The sequence below is a fragment of the Nocardia sp. NPDC003183 genome, assembly GCF_053590715.1.
Genome location: NZ_JBSFTG010000019.1, coordinates 40,012 through 55,329 on the forward strand (window position 1 = coordinate 40,012; position 15,318 = coordinate 55,329).

The window sequence follows — 15,318 nt, forward strand, 5'->3', positions numbered from 1 at the left end:
AGAACGTGTTCCATGATGAGTGGAACACGTTCTAGTGAGGAGTCGTTCATGCGACGTTGTTCGCTTCTGGTGCTGGCCGCGGCCCTGTTCGCCTGCCTGCCCGCCACCGCGTCGGCCCAGCCCCTTCCGGTCGACTACAACTTCTTCGCGGGCATTGCGCCGGAGCTCACCAACCCGGGCGGCTCGCTACCCGGCGCGAACGATCCGGGCTGCGTCCCCTCGCCCGAGCATCCCGACCCGGTGGTCCTGCTGCACGGCACCGGCGGCGGAGGGCAGACGAACTGGGGTGTATATGCCCCCCTGCTGGCCAACGAGGGCTACTGCGTCTTTTCCCTCACCTACGGCGCCTACGCCCTTCCCTGGCCCGTCTCGGCGATCGGCGGCATGCGTCCGATCGAGCAGAGCGCCGCCGAGGTCTCGGCCTTCGTCGACAGCGTGCTGGCCCGCACCGGCGCCGAGCGCGTCGACCTGATCGCCCATTCGCAGGGCAATATCGTCGGCAACTACTACCTCAAGCGGTTGGGCGGCGCAGACAAGGTCGGCAAGCTGGTCGGGATCGCGCCGCCGTGGCTCGGTACCAATGCGTTCGGCGCGGCCGACATCGCCCGCTTCAGCCGGGCGCTCGGCGCTGGTCCGGCCTTCGACGCGGTCAGCTCGTCGCTGTGCCAGGCCTGCGGGCAGATGTTCACCGGCTCGCCCTTCATGACCGCGCTCAACGCCGACGGTGTGTACGACGCACGGGTCACCTACACCAATATCGTCTCCGCCTTCGACGAACTGGTCGTTCCGCATACATCGGGCCTGGTCCCCGGCCCGAACGCCACCTCGATCGTGGTGCAGGACGGGTGCGCGCAGGACTACTCCGAACACCTGGCCATCGCGGGCAGCCCGCGCGCGGCAGGTCATGTCCTCAACGCCCTCGATCCCGCCCGGCAGGCCGCGGTCGCGTGCGAATTCGTCCCACCCTTCACCGGTTGAGCCGCGCGGCGCGATTTCGCTGTAGGCAAAACTGAGGTGGAAACGAATGCTGCGACGTGCGCGTTGTCAGTGAGTGACCATGTTGTCGCCGGTCCCCATTAGGGTGGACCGGCGGCGGCGGAATCCCCTGCCAACTAGAGTGGATGGCGGGGGCCGCAACCCCCGGGCTTCATGGCAGGCTGACGGCGAAAGTTGTCGGTCCGACGCCCTAGGTTGTATCGAGCATACTGCGGCGTCTGTTGCCAGAATGTCGGAGCAGGAGAGTGAGGGAGCGATGTTCGAGAGGTTCACCGACCGCGCGAGGCGTGTCGTTGTCCTGGCCCAAGAAGAGGCCCGGATGCTCAACCACAACTACATCGGCACCGAGCACATCCTGCTTGGGTTGATCCACGAGGGCGAGGGCGTGGCGGCGAAGTCGCTGGAGTCCCTTGGCATCTCGCTGGAGGGTGTGCGCAGCCAGGTCGAGGAGATCATCGGGCAGGGCCAGCAGGCGCCGTCCGGTCACATCCCCTTCACCCCGCGTGCCAAGAAGGTGCTGGAGCTGAGCCTGCGCGAAGCGCTGCAGCTCGGCCACAACTACATCGGTACCGAGCACATCCTGCTCGGCCTCATCCGCGAGGGCGAGGGCGTCGCGGCCCAGGTGCTGGTCAAGCTCGGCGCCGACCTCAACCGTGTCCGTCAGCAGGTCATCCAGCTGCTGTCCGGGTACCAGGGCAAGGAGCCCGTCGAGGGCGCCGGTCCGCGCGGCGAGGCGGGCACCCCGTCCACGTCGCTGGTGCTCGACCAGTTCGGTCGCAACCTCACTCAGGCGGCCCTGGAAGGCAAGCTCGATCCCGTCATCGGGCGCTCGAAGGAAATCGAGCGCGTGATGCAGGTGCTCTCGCGCCGCACCAAGAACAACCCGGTGCTGATCGGCGAGCCCGGTGTCGGTAAGACCGCGGTCGTCGAGGGCCTGGCACAGGCCATCGTCAACGGCGAGGTCCCCGAGACCCTCAAGGACAAGCAGCTCTACACCCTCGACCTGGGCTCCCTGGTCGCGGGCAGCCGCTACCGCGGTGACTTCGAAGAGCGCCTCAAGAAGGTGCTCAAGGAGATCAACACCCGCGGCGACATCATCCTGTTCATCGACGAGCTGCACACGCTCGTCGGCGCGGGTGCTGCCGAAGGCGCCATCGACGCGGCCTCGATCCTGAAGCCGAAGCTGGCCCGTGGCGAGCTGCAGACCATCGGTGCCACCACCCTCGACGAGTACCGCAAGTACATCGAGAAGGACGCCGCGCTGGAACGCCGTTTCCAGCCGGTGCAGGTGGGCGAGCCGACCGTCGAGCACACCATCAACATCCTCAAGGGTCTGCGCGACCGCTACGAGGCGCACCACCGGGTCTCCATCACCGACAGCGCGCTCGTCGCCGCCGCCACCCTGGCCGACCGCTACATCAACGACCGGTTCCTGCCGGACAAGGCGATCGACCTGATCGACGAAGCGGGCGCGCGCATGCGCATCCGCCGGATGACCGCTCCGCCGGACCTGCGCGACTTCGACGACAAGATCGCCGATGCGCGCCGGGAGAAGGAAAGCGCTATCGACGCGCAGGACTTCGAGAAGGCCGCGCGTCTGCGCGACAAGGAGAAGCAGCTCGTCGCCAAGCGTGCCGAGCGCGAGAAGCAGTGGCGTTCCGGTGATCTGGACGTCGTGGCCGAGGTCGACGACGAGCAGATCGCGGAGGTGCTGGCCAACTGGACCGGCATCCCCGTCTTCAAGCTCACCGAGGAGGAGACCACCCGTCTGCTCCGGATGGAAGACGAGCTGCACAAGCGGATCATCGGCCAGGAGGATGCCGTCAAGGCCGTCTCCAAGGCGATCCGCCGCACTCGCGCCGGTCTGAAGGACCCCAAGCGTCCGTCGGGCTCGTTCATCTTCGCCGGCCCCTCGGGTGTCGGTAAGACCGAGCTCGCCAAGTCGCTGGCGAACTTCCTGTTCGGCGACGACGACGCGCTCATCCAGATCGACATGGGCGAGTTCCACGACCGCTTCACCGCTTCTCGTCTGTTCGGTGCCCCTCCCGGGTACGTGGGCTACGAGGAGGGCGGCCAGCTCACCGAGAAGGTGCGTCGCAAGCCGTTCTCGGTGGTGCTGTTCGACGAGATCGAGAAGGCGCACCAGGAGATCTACAACACGCTCCTGCAGGTGCTCGAGGACGGCCGTCTCACCGACGGTCAGGGTCGTACGGTCGACTTCAAGAACACCGTGCTGATCTTCACCTCGAACCTGGGCACCTCCGACATCTCCAAGGCTGTCGGCCTCGGCTTCACCCAGTCCAACGCCGAGGGCTCGAACTACGAGCGGATGAAGCTCAAGGTCAACGACGAGCTGAAGAAGCACTTCCGCCCCGAGTTCCTCAACCGCATCGACGACGTGATCGTCTTCCACCAGCTCACGAGCGAACAGATCGTGCAGATGGTGGACCTGATGATCGCCCGCGTCTCGGTGCAGCTGAAGAACAAGGACATGGCGATGGAGCTGACCGAACAGGCCAAGAGCCTGCTCGCCAAGCGCGGCTTCGATCCGGTCCTCGGCGCTCGTCCGCTGCGTCGCACGATCCAGCGCGAGATCGAGGACCAGCTCTCGGAGAAGATCCTCTTCGGCGAGATCGGCGCGGGCCAGACCATTCTGGTCGACGTCGAAGGCTGGAACGGCGAGGGTCTCGGCGAGGACGCCAAGTTCACCTTCGAAGGTAAGACGAAGCTGACCAAGGGCTCCGCGACCGACGACAAGCCCGAGGTGGTTCTCACCGGCGCAGCCGAGGGCACCGCGCCCGAGGCCGCCGCCTCCGGCGAGTAGTAACCAGCTGAACCGAAAGCCCGCCCTCTGTATCAGAGGGCGGGCTTTTCGCGTCGCGGATCAGCAGCGCATCGTCTACTGACGTGCGCGTTCGAGAACCGGGGCGAAGGCGGTGGCCAGCTCGCCCGGGACGATCAGCTCGTCGATTCCGTAACGCTCGCTGCGGGACTCGAGGATTTTCACCGCAGCCTGTGGATCGCTGGGGAGAAGTCCGGCGGCCCCCGCGGCGCGGAGTTTTTCGGGGGTGTGGCCGAGGCGGGTGCTCAGCCAGCTGGGGAGCTGGTCGCCGATGCCGACCAGTTGGAGGGTGAATCGGATCTCGCGGTCGGTGTGGGCGGTGACGATGCCGACCATCTCGGCGAGGTCGTCTTCGGTCGCGTCCGGTGCCGCCGCCAGCAGAATGCGGTCGGCGTATCGCGCCGCCGTGGTGAGCATTCGAGGCCCGCTCGCCGCGATGACCACCGGTGGTGACGGGTCCACCTGGGCGCGCACCGAGGTGATGGTGTCGATCAGCTGGTTTCGTCGTTCACCCGCCGAACCCCATGGCATGCCGAGTCTTTCGGCCTCCGTTCGCGCGTCCGGTCGGCCGGTGCCGATCCCGAGTTCGAATCGGCCGCCCGAAAGCAGTTGCAGTGCCGCCGTTTCCCGAACAGTCGTAGCGGCGGAGCGGAAGGGCGCGGCCAGGACATTGGGCCGCAATCGCAGGTTCTCCGTCACGGCGGCGGCTGCTGCCAGGGCAATGAGCGGGGACGGCGTGTACAGCGTATCCGGCAGCATCAGCGTGCGGTACCCCTGTGCCTGCGCCCCGGTCACCGCCTGTGTCCACTCCGCCCCGGACCGCGGCATGAGCACGATTCCGAATCGCATCGCTACTTCTTCCCGCGCGGTTCGCTCAATACCGCGAGCCTGCCGCGGTATTCGGCCTCGGTGATCTCGCCGCGAGCGAAACCTTCGCGCAGCGCGCCCACCGCGCCACCGCGTCCCGCGCACCGGCGGCGGGCGAAGAACACCAGTGCGATCACGGTGATCCAGAAGATCACCGGGAAGATCCAGAAGAACGGCCATGGATGCCACCCTCCGTCGTAGTGGTCGGCCAGCAGGGTCAGCGTCGTCGCGCTGTCGACAATGTTCATGTCTCAACCCTGCTCGCCCGAACGACCGACGACATCGGCCGCGAGACCCGATCCGGCGTACGTCACCGCGCGTACAACCCGTCGGCCGGTACCGTGCAGTGCATCGGAGTTCCATCAGGAGGGGTGCACGTGACGCAGACCGATGGTGCGCACAGCCTCGACGATGTGCTGGCCGGTGTGCAGTGGCGCTTCGCCGGTCGCGACGAGTTCGCACTCACGGCGGGCCAGTGGGAGTTCATGACCGAGCCGAGCGCGCTGGTGGTGCTGGACGGGCTGGTCCGGGTCGAAGGGCTCAGCACGGCAGAAGACCTGGCGAGCGGGGATTTTCTGTTCGTGCCCGGCACCGAACGATTCGCGATCAACGCGCTGTCGGACGGCCGGGTGCTCCGGGTGCGCCTGGAACCCGTCGGGACCGGCAGTGCCATGACCGCGCTGCCACAACGGCTGCTGCTGACCGGTTTCGTCGACCACACGCCTTTGGCCGCGACCATGTTTCGTCACCTGGTCCAACAGTGCCCTGACCCGTTCGGCGTCCAGGGCGACCGGGTGGCCACCTTGCTCACTTCGATGGCGATCGAGTCCTGGCATGCCCGTGGTTGCGCGCCACCACGGTGGCTGCTGAAGGTGAACGAGCCCGGGGTGGCGCAAGCCGTGGCCGCGATGCATGCCGACCCGGGGCAGGAGTGGACAGTTGACGGGCTGGCAAAGATCGCGCTGGCCTCGCGGTCCGGGTTCGCCGCCCGGTTTCAGGCGGCGACCGGCCTCACACCGGGCCGGTACCTGACGAAACTGCGGATCGAGCGGGCGCAACTGCTGTTGGTCGACCACGCGGTGCCGGTCGGCACGGTGGCCCGCAGGCTCGGCTATCGCTCGGAGACGGCGTTCGGGCGGGCGTTCCGGCGGCAGACGGGCCGCACGCCGTCGCAGTGGCGGCGGGCGGCCCGGGCATCGACTGAGGTCAGTGCGCCGCTCGGGTGAGTGAGTGCCTGATCAGGACCCCGCCGACAACCGCGGCGACGGCACCGAGCGCGTAGGTCGGGGCCAGGCCGACGCTGTCCACGCCGCGACCGCCGATCGCCGAGCCGAGGATGATCGCCAGCTGGAAACCGGCGACGATCAGTCCGCTGCCCGCTTCCATGCGATCGGGCAGCACCCGCGATACCCACACCTGCACGAGATTGAGAATGCCGCCGAACGCGGCGCCCCACACCACCACGGCCAGGTAGGCGAGTGGGGCGAACGCCGCGGAGGCGATGATCGCGAGCAGTGACAGGCCGACGGCTGCCGGCACCGCCACCAGCAGGGCGCCGAGGTGGCGGTCGGCGAGTGCGCCGAGGACGAAGTTGCCGAGCAGACCACCGACGCCGAACAGGGCGAGCAGCACCGGGATCACCGCCGGGCCCGCACCGAGCAGTTCGGCCAGGGCCGGGCGGATATAGGTGTATCCGGCGAAGTGCCCGCCGACGACGGCGACCATGCTGACCAGCCCGAGCGTCACGCCCGGGGACCGAAGGGCGTTGCCGAGTGCGGCGAACCCGATGCCCGTGCTCGGCGCGATCGGCGGCAGCATCAGCCGCACCGCGACGGTGGTGGCGGCGGTCAGCGCGGCCACGATCAGGAAGGTCGTCCGCCACCCGGCGTAGGTGCTCAGCAGCACGCCGAGCGGCACTCCGGCCACCGTCGCGACCGTGGTTCCCGCGTTCACGATCATCATCGCCTTGCCGAGCCGTTCGGCCGGGACGAGCTTCGCGGCGATCACCAGCGCCATCGACCAGTAGCCGCCGACAGCCAGGCCGAGCAGCAGGCGCGCGATCAGCAACAGCACGATGTTCGGCGCGAGGGCGACCACCACGTTCGACACCGCCGCGCCGACGGTCAGCCAGATCAGCAGGGTGCGCCGATCCAGGCGGGGAAACAGCGCGCCCGATCCGAGCGCGGCCACCAGCGCGGTCAGCGCCGTCGCGCTCACCGACAGTCCGACAACCCCTTCGGGCACTCCGAGATCATTCGCGAGTGCGGTGAGCACGCCCGGCGGCAGGAACTCCGCGGTCACCAGCGTGAAGCTGCCGAGGAACATGGTGAGCAGGGCGGGCCACGTGGCGCGGCGCGAAACTTCCGATGCCGCAGGGCTCGTCGTCAATGTCTTGATCATGCCTGATGCAACAGCCGGAATATCCCCGTCACGCGACCCAAACGCCACGGCGATCGACCTGAACGCCAACGTTGCGCTGCTACTGCGCCACCGGATCGGCCGCGTGATCGGCGGATCTGGGCAATGACCTCGGGCAGGCTACGCGAATTGGCCCATCGCCGCGGAATTCGTCGCGGCCGCGTGCGTGAAGAACGCCTGGAGATCCTCGTAGGCCTCGCGCAGGTAGTCGAGTGCTTCGTCGCCGTCCCAGATGTCCGGGCCCGCGCCCTCTTCGTCCATCAACTCCGGGGAGAAATGCTCGGCCAGTCGGTCGAAGGGAGTGGCGGAGAGGACCCGTGCCGCCGCGGACACCTCGGTTGCCGACCACACACGCAGGCAGTCCTGGCGGGTGCTCGGCTCATCGCCGCCGAGTAGGTCGAAATCGACTGCTGCGGCGGAGAGCAGGCAGCGCAGGCCGTCCCAGGCCTGGTCGAGGTCGCCGGACGGTTCGTCCGCGGATCGAGGCGTTTCGATGAGGTCCCACGCGGCGTCCGGCTCGGCAGTGACCCGGATGGCATCGGAGGGAGTGATACGGGTGAAGACGAAAATGATGCTCACGGAAAGGAGGAGCCTTTCAGGCGGAGTAGTCGGACCGTGGTGAAGGTAGGAATCGCGCCTTGGCGATACCTTGGGGTCTTCTTTTCGCCGGTCAGACGGTCCTGTTTCGCGGCGTACGGTGGGAATTGCTTATCCGACCGACACGGGGGTGTTCGCACACATGACTGATTCCGACCGCACGCTGATCGCCGTTCTGCTCGACCGTTCGGGGTCGATGCAGACGATCAAGGCCGATACCGAAGGTGGGTTGGCCGCCTATTTCGAACAGCAGCGCAGTGTGCCGAAGACGATCGAGGTCACGCTCGCGCAGTTCGACACCACCTATGACGTGGTCTACGCGAATGTGCCGCTGGCTCAGGTGCCTGCGCCGAGCTTGCAGCCGCGTGGCGGGACCGCGCTCTACGACGCGCTCGGCAAGCTCGTCACCAGCGTGGGCAGCGAGCTGGCCGAGCGCCCCGAACACGAGCGTCCCGGCACCGTGATCGTCGTCGTTCTCACCGACGGCCACGAGAATTCCAGCCGCGAATGGACCCACGCCGCCGTGAAGTCTCTCATCACCCAGCAGCAAGACGTGTACAACTGGACCTTCGTCTTCCTCGGCGCCAACATGGACGCCGTCGAAGTAGGCTCCAACCTCGGCTTCGACCCCGGCTCTGCCATCACCTACGCCCCGGTCGCCGGCGGCGTCCGAGGCGCCTTCGACGCCCTCTCCGCCTACTCCGCCCGAGCCCAAGCCGCCCCCGCGGGCGCCGCCCGCCGCGCCCGCTTCTCCGACTCCGAACGCCGACAAGCCGACCAGGGCGAGTAGTCCTACGCCGCGTCGACCTTCTCGAACCGAGCGACGAACCGAACCTCGAGCGCATACGCCAAACGTTCGAGCATGCCGATTGTCGGTGTCCCGCCCCCGGATTCGATCCGTGAGACCTCAGGCTGACGCAGCCCGGCCCGTTCGGCCAGCTGTGTCTGTGTCAGCCCGAGTTCGAGCCGCCGTTCGCGAATGGCTTCGGCCAGCTCGATCGCCAGAATCGCCTCGGCCCGCCCGGCCTCGTACTCGCCCGCGTCGAACCCGGGGCTGCTCATCCGTTCACGGCGCAGGTCGTCCATCGATGGGTGCTCAGTCATGATCGGTTACCTCCTGTCGAAATCTGTGTGGGCACAACCATGTTCCGATTCGCATACCTTGCGTAGTGCCTTGGCTCGCGCCACCTCGTCGGTCTCCCGCATGCGAGTCTTGCGGAAAACTGTCAGCAGCACGATGCGACGACCCGGAGCGAGCCAGTAGGTGATTCGCATTTCTCGCGGGTGAAGGTGAAAGCGGAGTTCACGTACCCCATCGCCAAGATTGCGCGACCACGGTTCGGTCAGGGTGGTCGCACGCTCGGCAAGCATGCCCACATACACGTCTACCTGGCCGTACTCGCGTGTATTCAGTGAGCGCAGCCATCGGGCGCTACTGCCAGCCTGGGCGGACCAGGCCTGATTCGTAGGCGAGGACTACGAGTTGGGTGCGGTCTCGGGCGGCTAGTTTGGTGAGGATTCGGCTGACGTGGGTGCGGGCGGTGGCGGGGGACATGTAGAGGCGGGCGCCGATTTCGGCGTTGGTGAGGCCTTCGGCCACCAGGGTCATCACCTCGCGTTCGCGGTCGGTGAGTTCGGCGAAGGCGGCGGGGGGTGGTTGTTTGGCGTGGGTGGAGAATTCGGCGAGGAGGCGGCGGGTGACGCCGGGGGACAGGAGCGCGTCGCCCGCGGCGACGACGCGGACAGCGCGGAGCAGGTCGGCGGGCTCGGTGTGTTTGACCAGGAAGCCCGCGGCGCCCGCGCGGATCGCCTCGAAGACGTATTCGTCGAGTTCGAAGGTAGTGAGGACGACGACGCGGACCGCCGCGAGCTGAGGGTCGTCGGCGATCATGCGGGTGGCGGCGAGGCCGTCGAGGATCGGCATGCGGATGTCCATCAGCACCACGTCGGGGACGAGGGCTCGGGTCATCCGGACGGCTTGCTCGCCGTTTTCGGCCTCGCCGATGACTTCGATGTCGTCCTGGGCGTCCAGCAGCGCGACGAAACCGCCGCGCACCAGCGCTTGATCGTCGGCGACGAGAAGCCGGATCTTGGTGGGCCCCGCACCGGTCGGCGGCAGTTCGGTCATGCGCCCGCCTGCCTGCCCGGTGAATCCGACGATCGCGCGGATGCGGTCGAAGTCGCTGGTCGAGCGGGCAATCGGGCCGCCACCCGGAACCCGCCGGACGGTCGCGGCCCCGCGGTGAGCGCCCCGCCGAGCGCGTGCGCCCGCTCGCGCATCCCGATGATCCCGTTGCCGCCGATGCCGGTTCGGACAGCGGTCCCGGTCGGCCGGGTGTTGTCGACGGTGATGTCGACCGATTCCGGGGTGTATCGCAGGGTGATCAGAGCTGTCGCGCCGGGCGCGTGGCGCACCACGTTGGTCAGCGATTCCTGCACGATTCTGGCCGCGGCCACATCGATCACGCTCGGCAGCTTCTTCGGCGTACCGATGATCTTGGTATCGACGTCGAGCCCGGTCGCGCGGGTGCGCTCGAGCAGGGTGTCGAGGTCGTCGAGGGTCGGTGCGGGCGCACGCGGCGCGGGACGCGGCGGAGGGGGTGAATCATCCACGACGGGAGCATGTTCCGGGTACTCCGGCACCACCGCCGCGCCACTGCGAATCGCGTGCAGCAGCGTGTGTACCTCGGTCAGTGCCTCTTTCGAGGTCGTCTTGATGGTCGCCAGCGCCGCGGCCGCCTGCTGCGGCTTGCGATCGAACAACTCCAGCGCCACCGACGACTGCACGTTGATCAGCGAAAGACTGTGTGCCAGTACATCGTGCAGTTCCCGCGCGATCGCCAACCGCTCCTCGGAGGCCGCCCTGGCCTGCTGCGCTTGCTCGTCGCGTTGTGCCGCCTCGGCCCGCTGCTCGCGCGCCAGCACCACCGCGCGCCGCTGCCGCACGCCCTCCGCGATCGCGACCAGCACGCCCATCCAGGCCAGCAGGCCGAATATCTGCCACGCGTCGGAGTGCCGCCCGAGCAGGGCGGGTAGCGGCCACACCATCGTCAGATACCCGATCGCGACCACCGGGTAGGTGCGCCATCGCGATCCGGTGACGGCGGCCGAGAGGAACGCGATCACCAGCGACAGGAAGATCGGCCCGTACCCGTAGTCGCGCAGGACATAGGTCACCGTGGCGATCAGCGACACCGCCAGCACCGCTTCGGGCACTGCCCGCCGGAAACCGAGCGCCACCGGCCCGGCGAGCAGCAGCAGATACGCGAACGCGTCCAGCGACCGCACCCCGGTTTGATGCGAATTCGCACCGGAACTACCGGCCAGCTGGATCACCGCGACCACCACTGCCAGGCCCCAGTCCTGAACGACTGAGCCACGCTCCCACTTCGCAGACGCTCCCACGTGCCCAACCCTATTGTGTGCGCCCACCCACCGCGTCGGCCTGCGCACGTATTTCCCGCGGGAAGCCGCGTAGGCCGCGCGGCGTAGCGCCGTGCACGCCGCGCGACGGATGTCCCGGGACCCCTCGAGCGCGGATTCTGATTCCCATGAACGAATCGATCGTGGTCACCACCGAGTTGACCAAACGCTATGGCGAGCACCTCGCGGTGGACGCGGTGAGCATGCGGGTCGCGGCCGGGGAGATCTACGGATTCCTGGGGCCCAACGGCGCGGGCAAAACCACCACGTTGCGCATGCTGGCCGGTCTCATCCGGCCCAGCGCGGGCACCGCGACCGTGCGGGGCCTGTCGCCGGGCGATCCGGCGGTGCTGCGCCGAATCGGCGTCCTCATCGAGGGCCCCGGCTTCTACCCGTACCTCTCCGGCCGCGACAACCTGCGAGTATCGGCCCGCTATCGCGGCCACGGCAATGCCGAGGTCGAGAAGGCATTGGAACGCGTCGGCCTGGCCGACCGGGCAGGCGACCGCTTCCGGACCTATTCGCTCGGAATGAAACAGCGTCTCGGCGTCGGCGCGGCCATGCTCGGCGACTCGGACCTGCTCATCCTCGATGAACCCACCAACGGCCTCGACCCGGCGGGCCTGGCCGAAATGCGCACGCTCATCACCGATCTCGCGGCCGACGGACACACTGTGCTGCTGTCGAGCCACCAGCTCGCCGAGGTGCAAGAGATCTGCCACCGCGTCGGGGTGATCTCTGGTGGTCGCCTGCTGGCGGAATCTACGGTGGCCGAATTGCGCGGCACCGCGACACTGCTGGTGCGTGCCGAGCCCGTGGACGTGGCGCTGGACGCCGTCCGCGCCGTCACCGATGCCCCCGCTCGAGCGGGCGCGGACGGCATCAGGGTCGACACGAGCGCCGCGCTGGCCCCTGAGGTGGCGCGAGCCGTCGTGACAGCAGGCGCGGACCTGCTCGAACTGCGGGTGGACGAGAAATCGCTGGAAGAAGTGTTCTTCGAGATGACGGCTGTGGAGGTAGCGAAATGAACGCCATGACAGGGGATCTCACCGCGAGTATCCGTGCGGAGGCGCTACGGCTGAGCCGCTGGCCCGCCTTCTGGATCGTCCTCGGTACCTGGATCCTGCTCAACCTGACCTTCGCCTACCTCTTCAACTACCTCGCCTACACCTCGGGCGAGAGCGGTGCGATGTCGGACGGCCTGCCTCGCGATGTCCTGCTCGGCCAACTCATGCCCGCCGCTGTGCCCGAGGTGTTCACGCAGGGCATGTCGATGTTCGGCGGCGCGTTGGTGCTGATCCTCGGCGCTCTCGCGGTGGGCAGCGGATATGGCTGGGGCACGTGGAAAACCGTGTTCACCCAGGGCCCGAGCCGAGCCGCGGCCGTGGGGGGATTGCTGTCGACGCTGCTGGTAGTGGTCCTCGCGCTTGTCCTGGTGGCCTTCGCCGTCGATGTCGGCATCGCCTCCGTGATCGCAGTCGGCGAATCCCAGCCGGTGACGATGCCGTCGCTCGACGACTCGCTGATCGGGATCGTCACCGGTACCGCGATTCTCGGTATGTGGATGCTCGCGGGAGCGCTCATCGGCGCCATCGCTCGTGGTCCCGCCCTCGCAGTCGGCCTCGGCCTGGTCTGGGTCCTGGTGGTGGAGAACCTGCTTCGCGGTGTGGCGGGGATCTTCGGCCCGATCGAAGCCGTCACCAACGTGCTCCCCGGTACGGCCGCGGGCTCGCTGGCCGGGGCGATGCGCACCGTGGAGGGGCCGGCCAACCCCGGCGTTCTCGACATCCTCACCCGCGGTGAATCTTTCGCTCTGCTGGCCGGGTATGTGATGGTTTTCGCCGGTGGCACCATCTGGTTGATGACCCGCCGCGATCTCACCTGACGCGCTGCGATCATCGAACCCGGCACCAGGTAGCGGCAGTCCGACACGGACGGCCGCTACCTGCGCGTCAGGTCAGGACCAGCCGGCCGGGTTGGACGCCGTTTCGCGGGAGATGCCCGAGCCCGTGTCGGGGAAGGCGCCGAAGCGCTCGTTGTGCAGGTGGGCGAAGAAATAGCACATCTGCTCGCATTCGGCGTCGGTGGTCGCGGCCTCGGGGTCGGAGCTGACGGCGTCGTAGTAGTCGCGGCCCATGGCCACGATGAATCCGCGGGCATAGAGGAAGCCGTCGTCGGAGCCGTCGGTGATCGCCTGGAGGTCGGCGCGGTCGATGTCGTAGAGCGCGCGTTCGGCGACGCGGTCGAGCGCGGTCAGTTCCGCGCTGCTGAAATCTGTTGACAGGGTGTTCAACTGGGCGAGAAAGGCGTCGAGTCGGCTGTCGAGGTCGCCTGCTGCCGTCCGCAGGGCCGTGGACGGATCGGTACCGGTGGCCGTCCAGGCCGACGCGATCAGATTCCAGAATCGGGCGATGTCTTCGGGGGTGCTCGTCACCTGCCGGACGGTACTGCTCGGGTCCGACACGGAGCGGGGTTCGAGGTCATCGGTCAGGCACGCAGGAGACGCTGGGCGAGGGCGGACAGACCTGCGGTGATCTGCTCGGGCGACAAGCCGCGTTCGCGTTGCTGGAGGTAGACCTCGGCGGCGAGTGGCGCGAGGACCGTATCGACCAGCGAATCCGGCTGTGGCACAGCGGCTTCGACCAGCAGCGACCGTACGTGCGCCGACCAGAACCCGTAGGCGCCGGTGGCGAAGCGGGCGCCGCCGGTCTCCGCGCCGAGCACCAGATGGGCGTGGGCGGCGAGCAATTCGACCATCGCCGCGTAGAAGGCGGCCAGGCGATCGGCCGGGGGCGCGCCGGGGCCGAGCGGGGGTGCGCCGCGCAGGAGCTGTTCCTGGAGGGCGCGTTCGTGCTCGTCGAGGAGGGCGACGGCGATCGCGTTGCGGTCGGGGTAGCGGCGGTAGAGGGTGCCGCGGCCCACGCCCGCGGCCTTGGCGATGTCGTCCATGGTGATGGTGCGTGGGTCGCGAGTGGCGAAGAGTCCGGCCGCCGCTGCCAGGACTTTCGCACGATTGCGGGCCGCGTCGGTGCGTTCGGTGGGTGGCTGCGCGTCGAGCGCCAAGCCGGTGATCAGGTCGGATCGTGGCTCCATGGGTCGACTGTAACCCGGCGACGAATATCTGGACAACATGTCCACTTGTGTTCTATCGTCGAGAAATCGACAAGTGGACAATATGTCCAGTTAGGAAGATGTCATGACTCACCTGCTGCACCTCGACGCCAGCGCCCGGACGAACTCCCTCAGCCGCAAGCTGGGCGCCGAATTCGTCCGGGCCTGGCGCGACGCCGAGCCCGGCGGCACCTACACCTACCGCGACCTCGCCGCCGAGCCGACGCCGTTCATCGACGAGGGCTGGACCGAACTGTGTGACGCCGTCCTCGCCGCCGGGGCCACCGACCTCGACCGGCTCCCGGAACTCGCCGTCACTCCCGCGGCGAAGGCCGCATGGCGGGTGGCCGAACCGCTGCTGGCGCAGGTGCTGGCCGCCGACGTGATCCTGATCGGCACACCGATGTACAACTACTCCGTCCCCGCCGCTCTCAAGGCATGGCTCGACCAGGTCACCTTTCCCCGAATGTCGCTGGGGGAACGCAGGTTCGTCGTGGTGACCGCCCGTGGCGGTGCGTACTCGCCCGGTGCGCCCAAAGCGGCGTTCGACTACCAGGAGCGCTTTCTGCGCGACTTCTTCGCCGGCCACTTCGCGGTCACCGACACGGTTTTCGTCAACGCCGAACTGGCCAATGCCCTGCAGGATCCGAACCTGGCCCATCTGCGCGACGCGCACGAAGCCTCCTTCGCCGCCGCGCAGGCCGAAGTTCGTTCGCTGGCAAAGGATTACGTGCGATGAGCTGGATAGTGCTCGGCCTGGCCGGACTCGTCGAAATCGTGTGGTCGCAGACCATCAAACCGACCGAGAATTTCACCAGACTCGGTCCGACCCTGCTCTGCGTCGCGCTCGGCTCGCTCGCCGTCTATCTGCTCTCGCGCGCCATGCAGACCCTTCCGGTGGGCACCGCCTACGCGGTTTTCACCGGAATCGGCGCGCTCGGCGCGATCGGTCTCGGTGTGCTCGTGCACAAGGATCCGCTGAGCGCGGGCCGCGCGCTGGCGCTGTCGCTGATCCTCGGCGGCATCGTGCTCGCGCGGGTGACGAATCCTGAGTAACTCTGTCG

General features: G+C 67.9%; 18 protein-coding genes. 8 read left to right on the forward strand and 10 right to left on the reverse strand.

Annotation, left to right across the window (positions count from 1 at the left end; genetic code table 11):
- Window positions 1-48 precede the first annotated feature (48 nt).
- Both ACWDXS_RS32080 and ACWDXS_RS32085 read left to right on the forward strand, forming a co-directional pair.
- Window positions 49-978 carry a lipase family alpha/beta hydrolase gene (locus ACWDXS_RS32080; protein WP_379314392.1) on the forward strand — a complete coding sequence of 310 codons (930 nt, stop codon included), beginning with the start codon at window positions 49-51 and terminating at the stop codon, window positions 976-978.
- A 274-nt stretch (window positions 979-1,252) separates the two neighbouring features.
- Window positions 1,253-3,820, forward strand: coding sequence for an ATP-dependent Clp protease ATP-binding subunit (locus ACWDXS_RS32085; RefSeq protein WP_378990750.1), 2,568 nt, complete (start codon window positions 1,253-1,255; stop codon window positions 3,818-3,820).
- Window positions 3,821-3,895: 75 nt separating this feature from the next.
- Here the strand turns inward: ACWDXS_RS32085 and ACWDXS_RS32090 are convergent, their stop codons facing one another.
- Both ACWDXS_RS32090 and ACWDXS_RS32095 read right to left on the reverse strand, forming a co-directional pair.
- The gene (locus ACWDXS_RS32090) at window positions 3,896-4,687 is read right to left on the reverse strand and encodes an LLM class flavin-dependent oxidoreductase (RefSeq protein ID WP_449971530.1); all 792 of its coding nucleotides are present in this window, start codon (window positions 4,685-4,687) and stop codon (window positions 3,896-3,898) included.
- Between the two features lie 2 nt (window positions 4,688-4,689).
- Window positions 4,690-4,953, reverse strand: coding sequence for an SHOCT domain-containing protein (locus tag ACWDXS_RS32095; protein ID WP_378990748.1), 264 nt, complete (start codon window positions 4,951-4,953; stop codon window positions 4,690-4,692).
- Window positions 4,954-5,082: 129 nt separating this feature from the next.
- Between ACWDXS_RS32095 and ACWDXS_RS32100 the strand changes: the two genes are divergently transcribed.
- Entirely contained in the window at window positions 5,083-5,931 is an 849-nt protein-coding gene (locus ACWDXS_RS32100) for a helix-turn-helix domain-containing protein (protein ID WP_449971533.1), read from the forward strand.
- On the opposite strand, the gene ACWDXS_RS32105 is transcribed toward ACWDXS_RS32100, so the two are convergent.
- A complete protein-coding gene (locus ACWDXS_RS32105) occupies window positions 5,912-7,105 on the reverse strand; it encodes an MFS transporter (protein ID WP_449971536.1) in 1,194 nt (397 codons plus the stop codon). The two genes, ACWDXS_RS32100 and ACWDXS_RS32105, sit on opposite strands and share 20 nt — an antisense overlap.
- 138 nt (window positions 7,106-7,243) lie before the next feature.
- Window positions 7,244-7,702, reverse strand: coding sequence for a YfbM family protein (locus tag ACWDXS_RS32110; RefSeq protein WP_449971539.1), 459 nt, complete (start codon window positions 7,700-7,702; stop codon window positions 7,244-7,246).
- 160 nt (window positions 7,703-7,862) lie between these two features.
- Between ACWDXS_RS32110 and ACWDXS_RS32115 the strand changes: the two genes are divergently transcribed.
- Window positions 7,863-8,510, forward strand: a complete 648-nt coding sequence (locus ACWDXS_RS32115) for a vWA domain-containing protein (RefSeq protein ID WP_378990743.1) — start codon at window positions 7,863-7,865, stop codon at window positions 8,508-8,510.
- Window positions 8,511-8,512: 2 nt separating this feature from the next.
- Here the strand turns inward: ACWDXS_RS32115 and ACWDXS_RS32120 are convergent, their stop codons facing one another.
- From ACWDXS_RS32120 to ACWDXS_RS32135, 4 genes are read right to left on the reverse strand one after another with little or no spacing between them, the layout of a single operon-like run.
- Window positions 8,513-8,824, reverse strand: coding sequence for a helix-turn-helix domain-containing protein (locus ACWDXS_RS32120; RefSeq protein WP_378631540.1), 312 nt, complete (start codon window positions 8,822-8,824; stop codon window positions 8,513-8,515).
- Between the two features lie 6 nt (window positions 8,825-8,830).
- Window positions 8,831-9,142, reverse strand: a complete 312-nt coding sequence (locus tag ACWDXS_RS32125; protein ID WP_449971639.1) for a type II toxin-antitoxin system RelE/ParE family toxin — start codon at window positions 9,140-9,142, stop codon at window positions 8,831-8,833.
- Window positions 9,143-9,152: 10 nt separating this feature from the next.
- On the reverse strand, window positions 9,153-9,848 hold the full coding sequence (locus ACWDXS_RS32130; RefSeq protein WP_378990742.1) for a response regulator: 696 nt from the start codon (window positions 9,846-9,848) through the stop codon (window positions 9,153-9,155).
- Entirely contained in the window at window positions 9,845-11,125 is a 1,281-nt protein-coding gene (locus ACWDXS_RS32135) for a sensor histidine kinase (RefSeq protein ID WP_387446204.1), read from the reverse strand. The genes ACWDXS_RS32130 and ACWDXS_RS32135 overlap by 4 nt, the downstream gene beginning before the upstream one ends.
- A gap of 146 nt (window positions 11,126-11,271) precedes the next feature.
- Here ACWDXS_RS32135 and ACWDXS_RS32140 point away from each other — a divergent pair, with 146 nt between their 5' ends.
- A complete protein-coding gene (locus ACWDXS_RS32140; RefSeq protein WP_449971544.1) occupies window positions 11,272-12,171 on the forward strand; it encodes an ABC transporter ATP-binding protein in 900 nt (299 codons plus the stop codon).
- On the forward strand, window positions 12,168-13,028 hold the full coding sequence (locus ACWDXS_RS32145) for an ABC transporter permease (protein ID WP_449971547.1): 861 nt from the start codon (window positions 12,168-12,170) through the stop codon (window positions 13,026-13,028). Before ACWDXS_RS32140 ends, ACWDXS_RS32145 begins: the two co-directional genes overlap by 4 nt.
- A 72-nt stretch (window positions 13,029-13,100) precedes the next feature.
- On the opposite strand, the gene ACWDXS_RS32150 is transcribed toward ACWDXS_RS32145, so the two are convergent.
- Both ACWDXS_RS32150 and ACWDXS_RS32155 read right to left on the reverse strand, forming a co-directional pair.
- Window positions 13,101-13,577 (reverse strand): DUF4240 domain-containing protein, encoded by a 477-nt coding sequence (locus ACWDXS_RS32150; RefSeq protein WP_378990736.1) that lies wholly within the window; start codon window positions 13,575-13,577, stop codon window positions 13,101-13,103.
- Window positions 13,578-13,630: 53 nt separating this feature from the next.
- Complete coding sequence (locus tag ACWDXS_RS32155; RefSeq protein WP_378990735.1) at window positions 13,631-14,236, reverse strand: TetR/AcrR family transcriptional regulator; 606 nt, start codon at window positions 14,234-14,236, stop codon at window positions 13,631-13,633.
- Window positions 14,237-14,339: 103 nt separating this feature from the next.
- On the opposite strand from ACWDXS_RS32155, the gene ACWDXS_RS32160 reads away from it, so the two are divergent.
- Window positions 14,340-14,993: an FMN-dependent NADH-azoreductase gene (locus tag ACWDXS_RS32160; RefSeq protein ID WP_449971552.1), complete on the forward strand. Its 654-nt coding sequence runs from the start codon at window positions 14,340-14,342 to the stop codon at window positions 14,991-14,993.
- Entirely contained in the window at window positions 14,990-15,310 is a 321-nt protein-coding gene (locus ACWDXS_RS32165) for a DMT family transporter (RefSeq protein WP_378631554.1), read from the forward strand. Before ACWDXS_RS32160 ends, ACWDXS_RS32165 begins: the two co-directional genes overlap by 4 nt.
- Window positions 15,311-15,318: the final 8 nt, after the last annotated feature.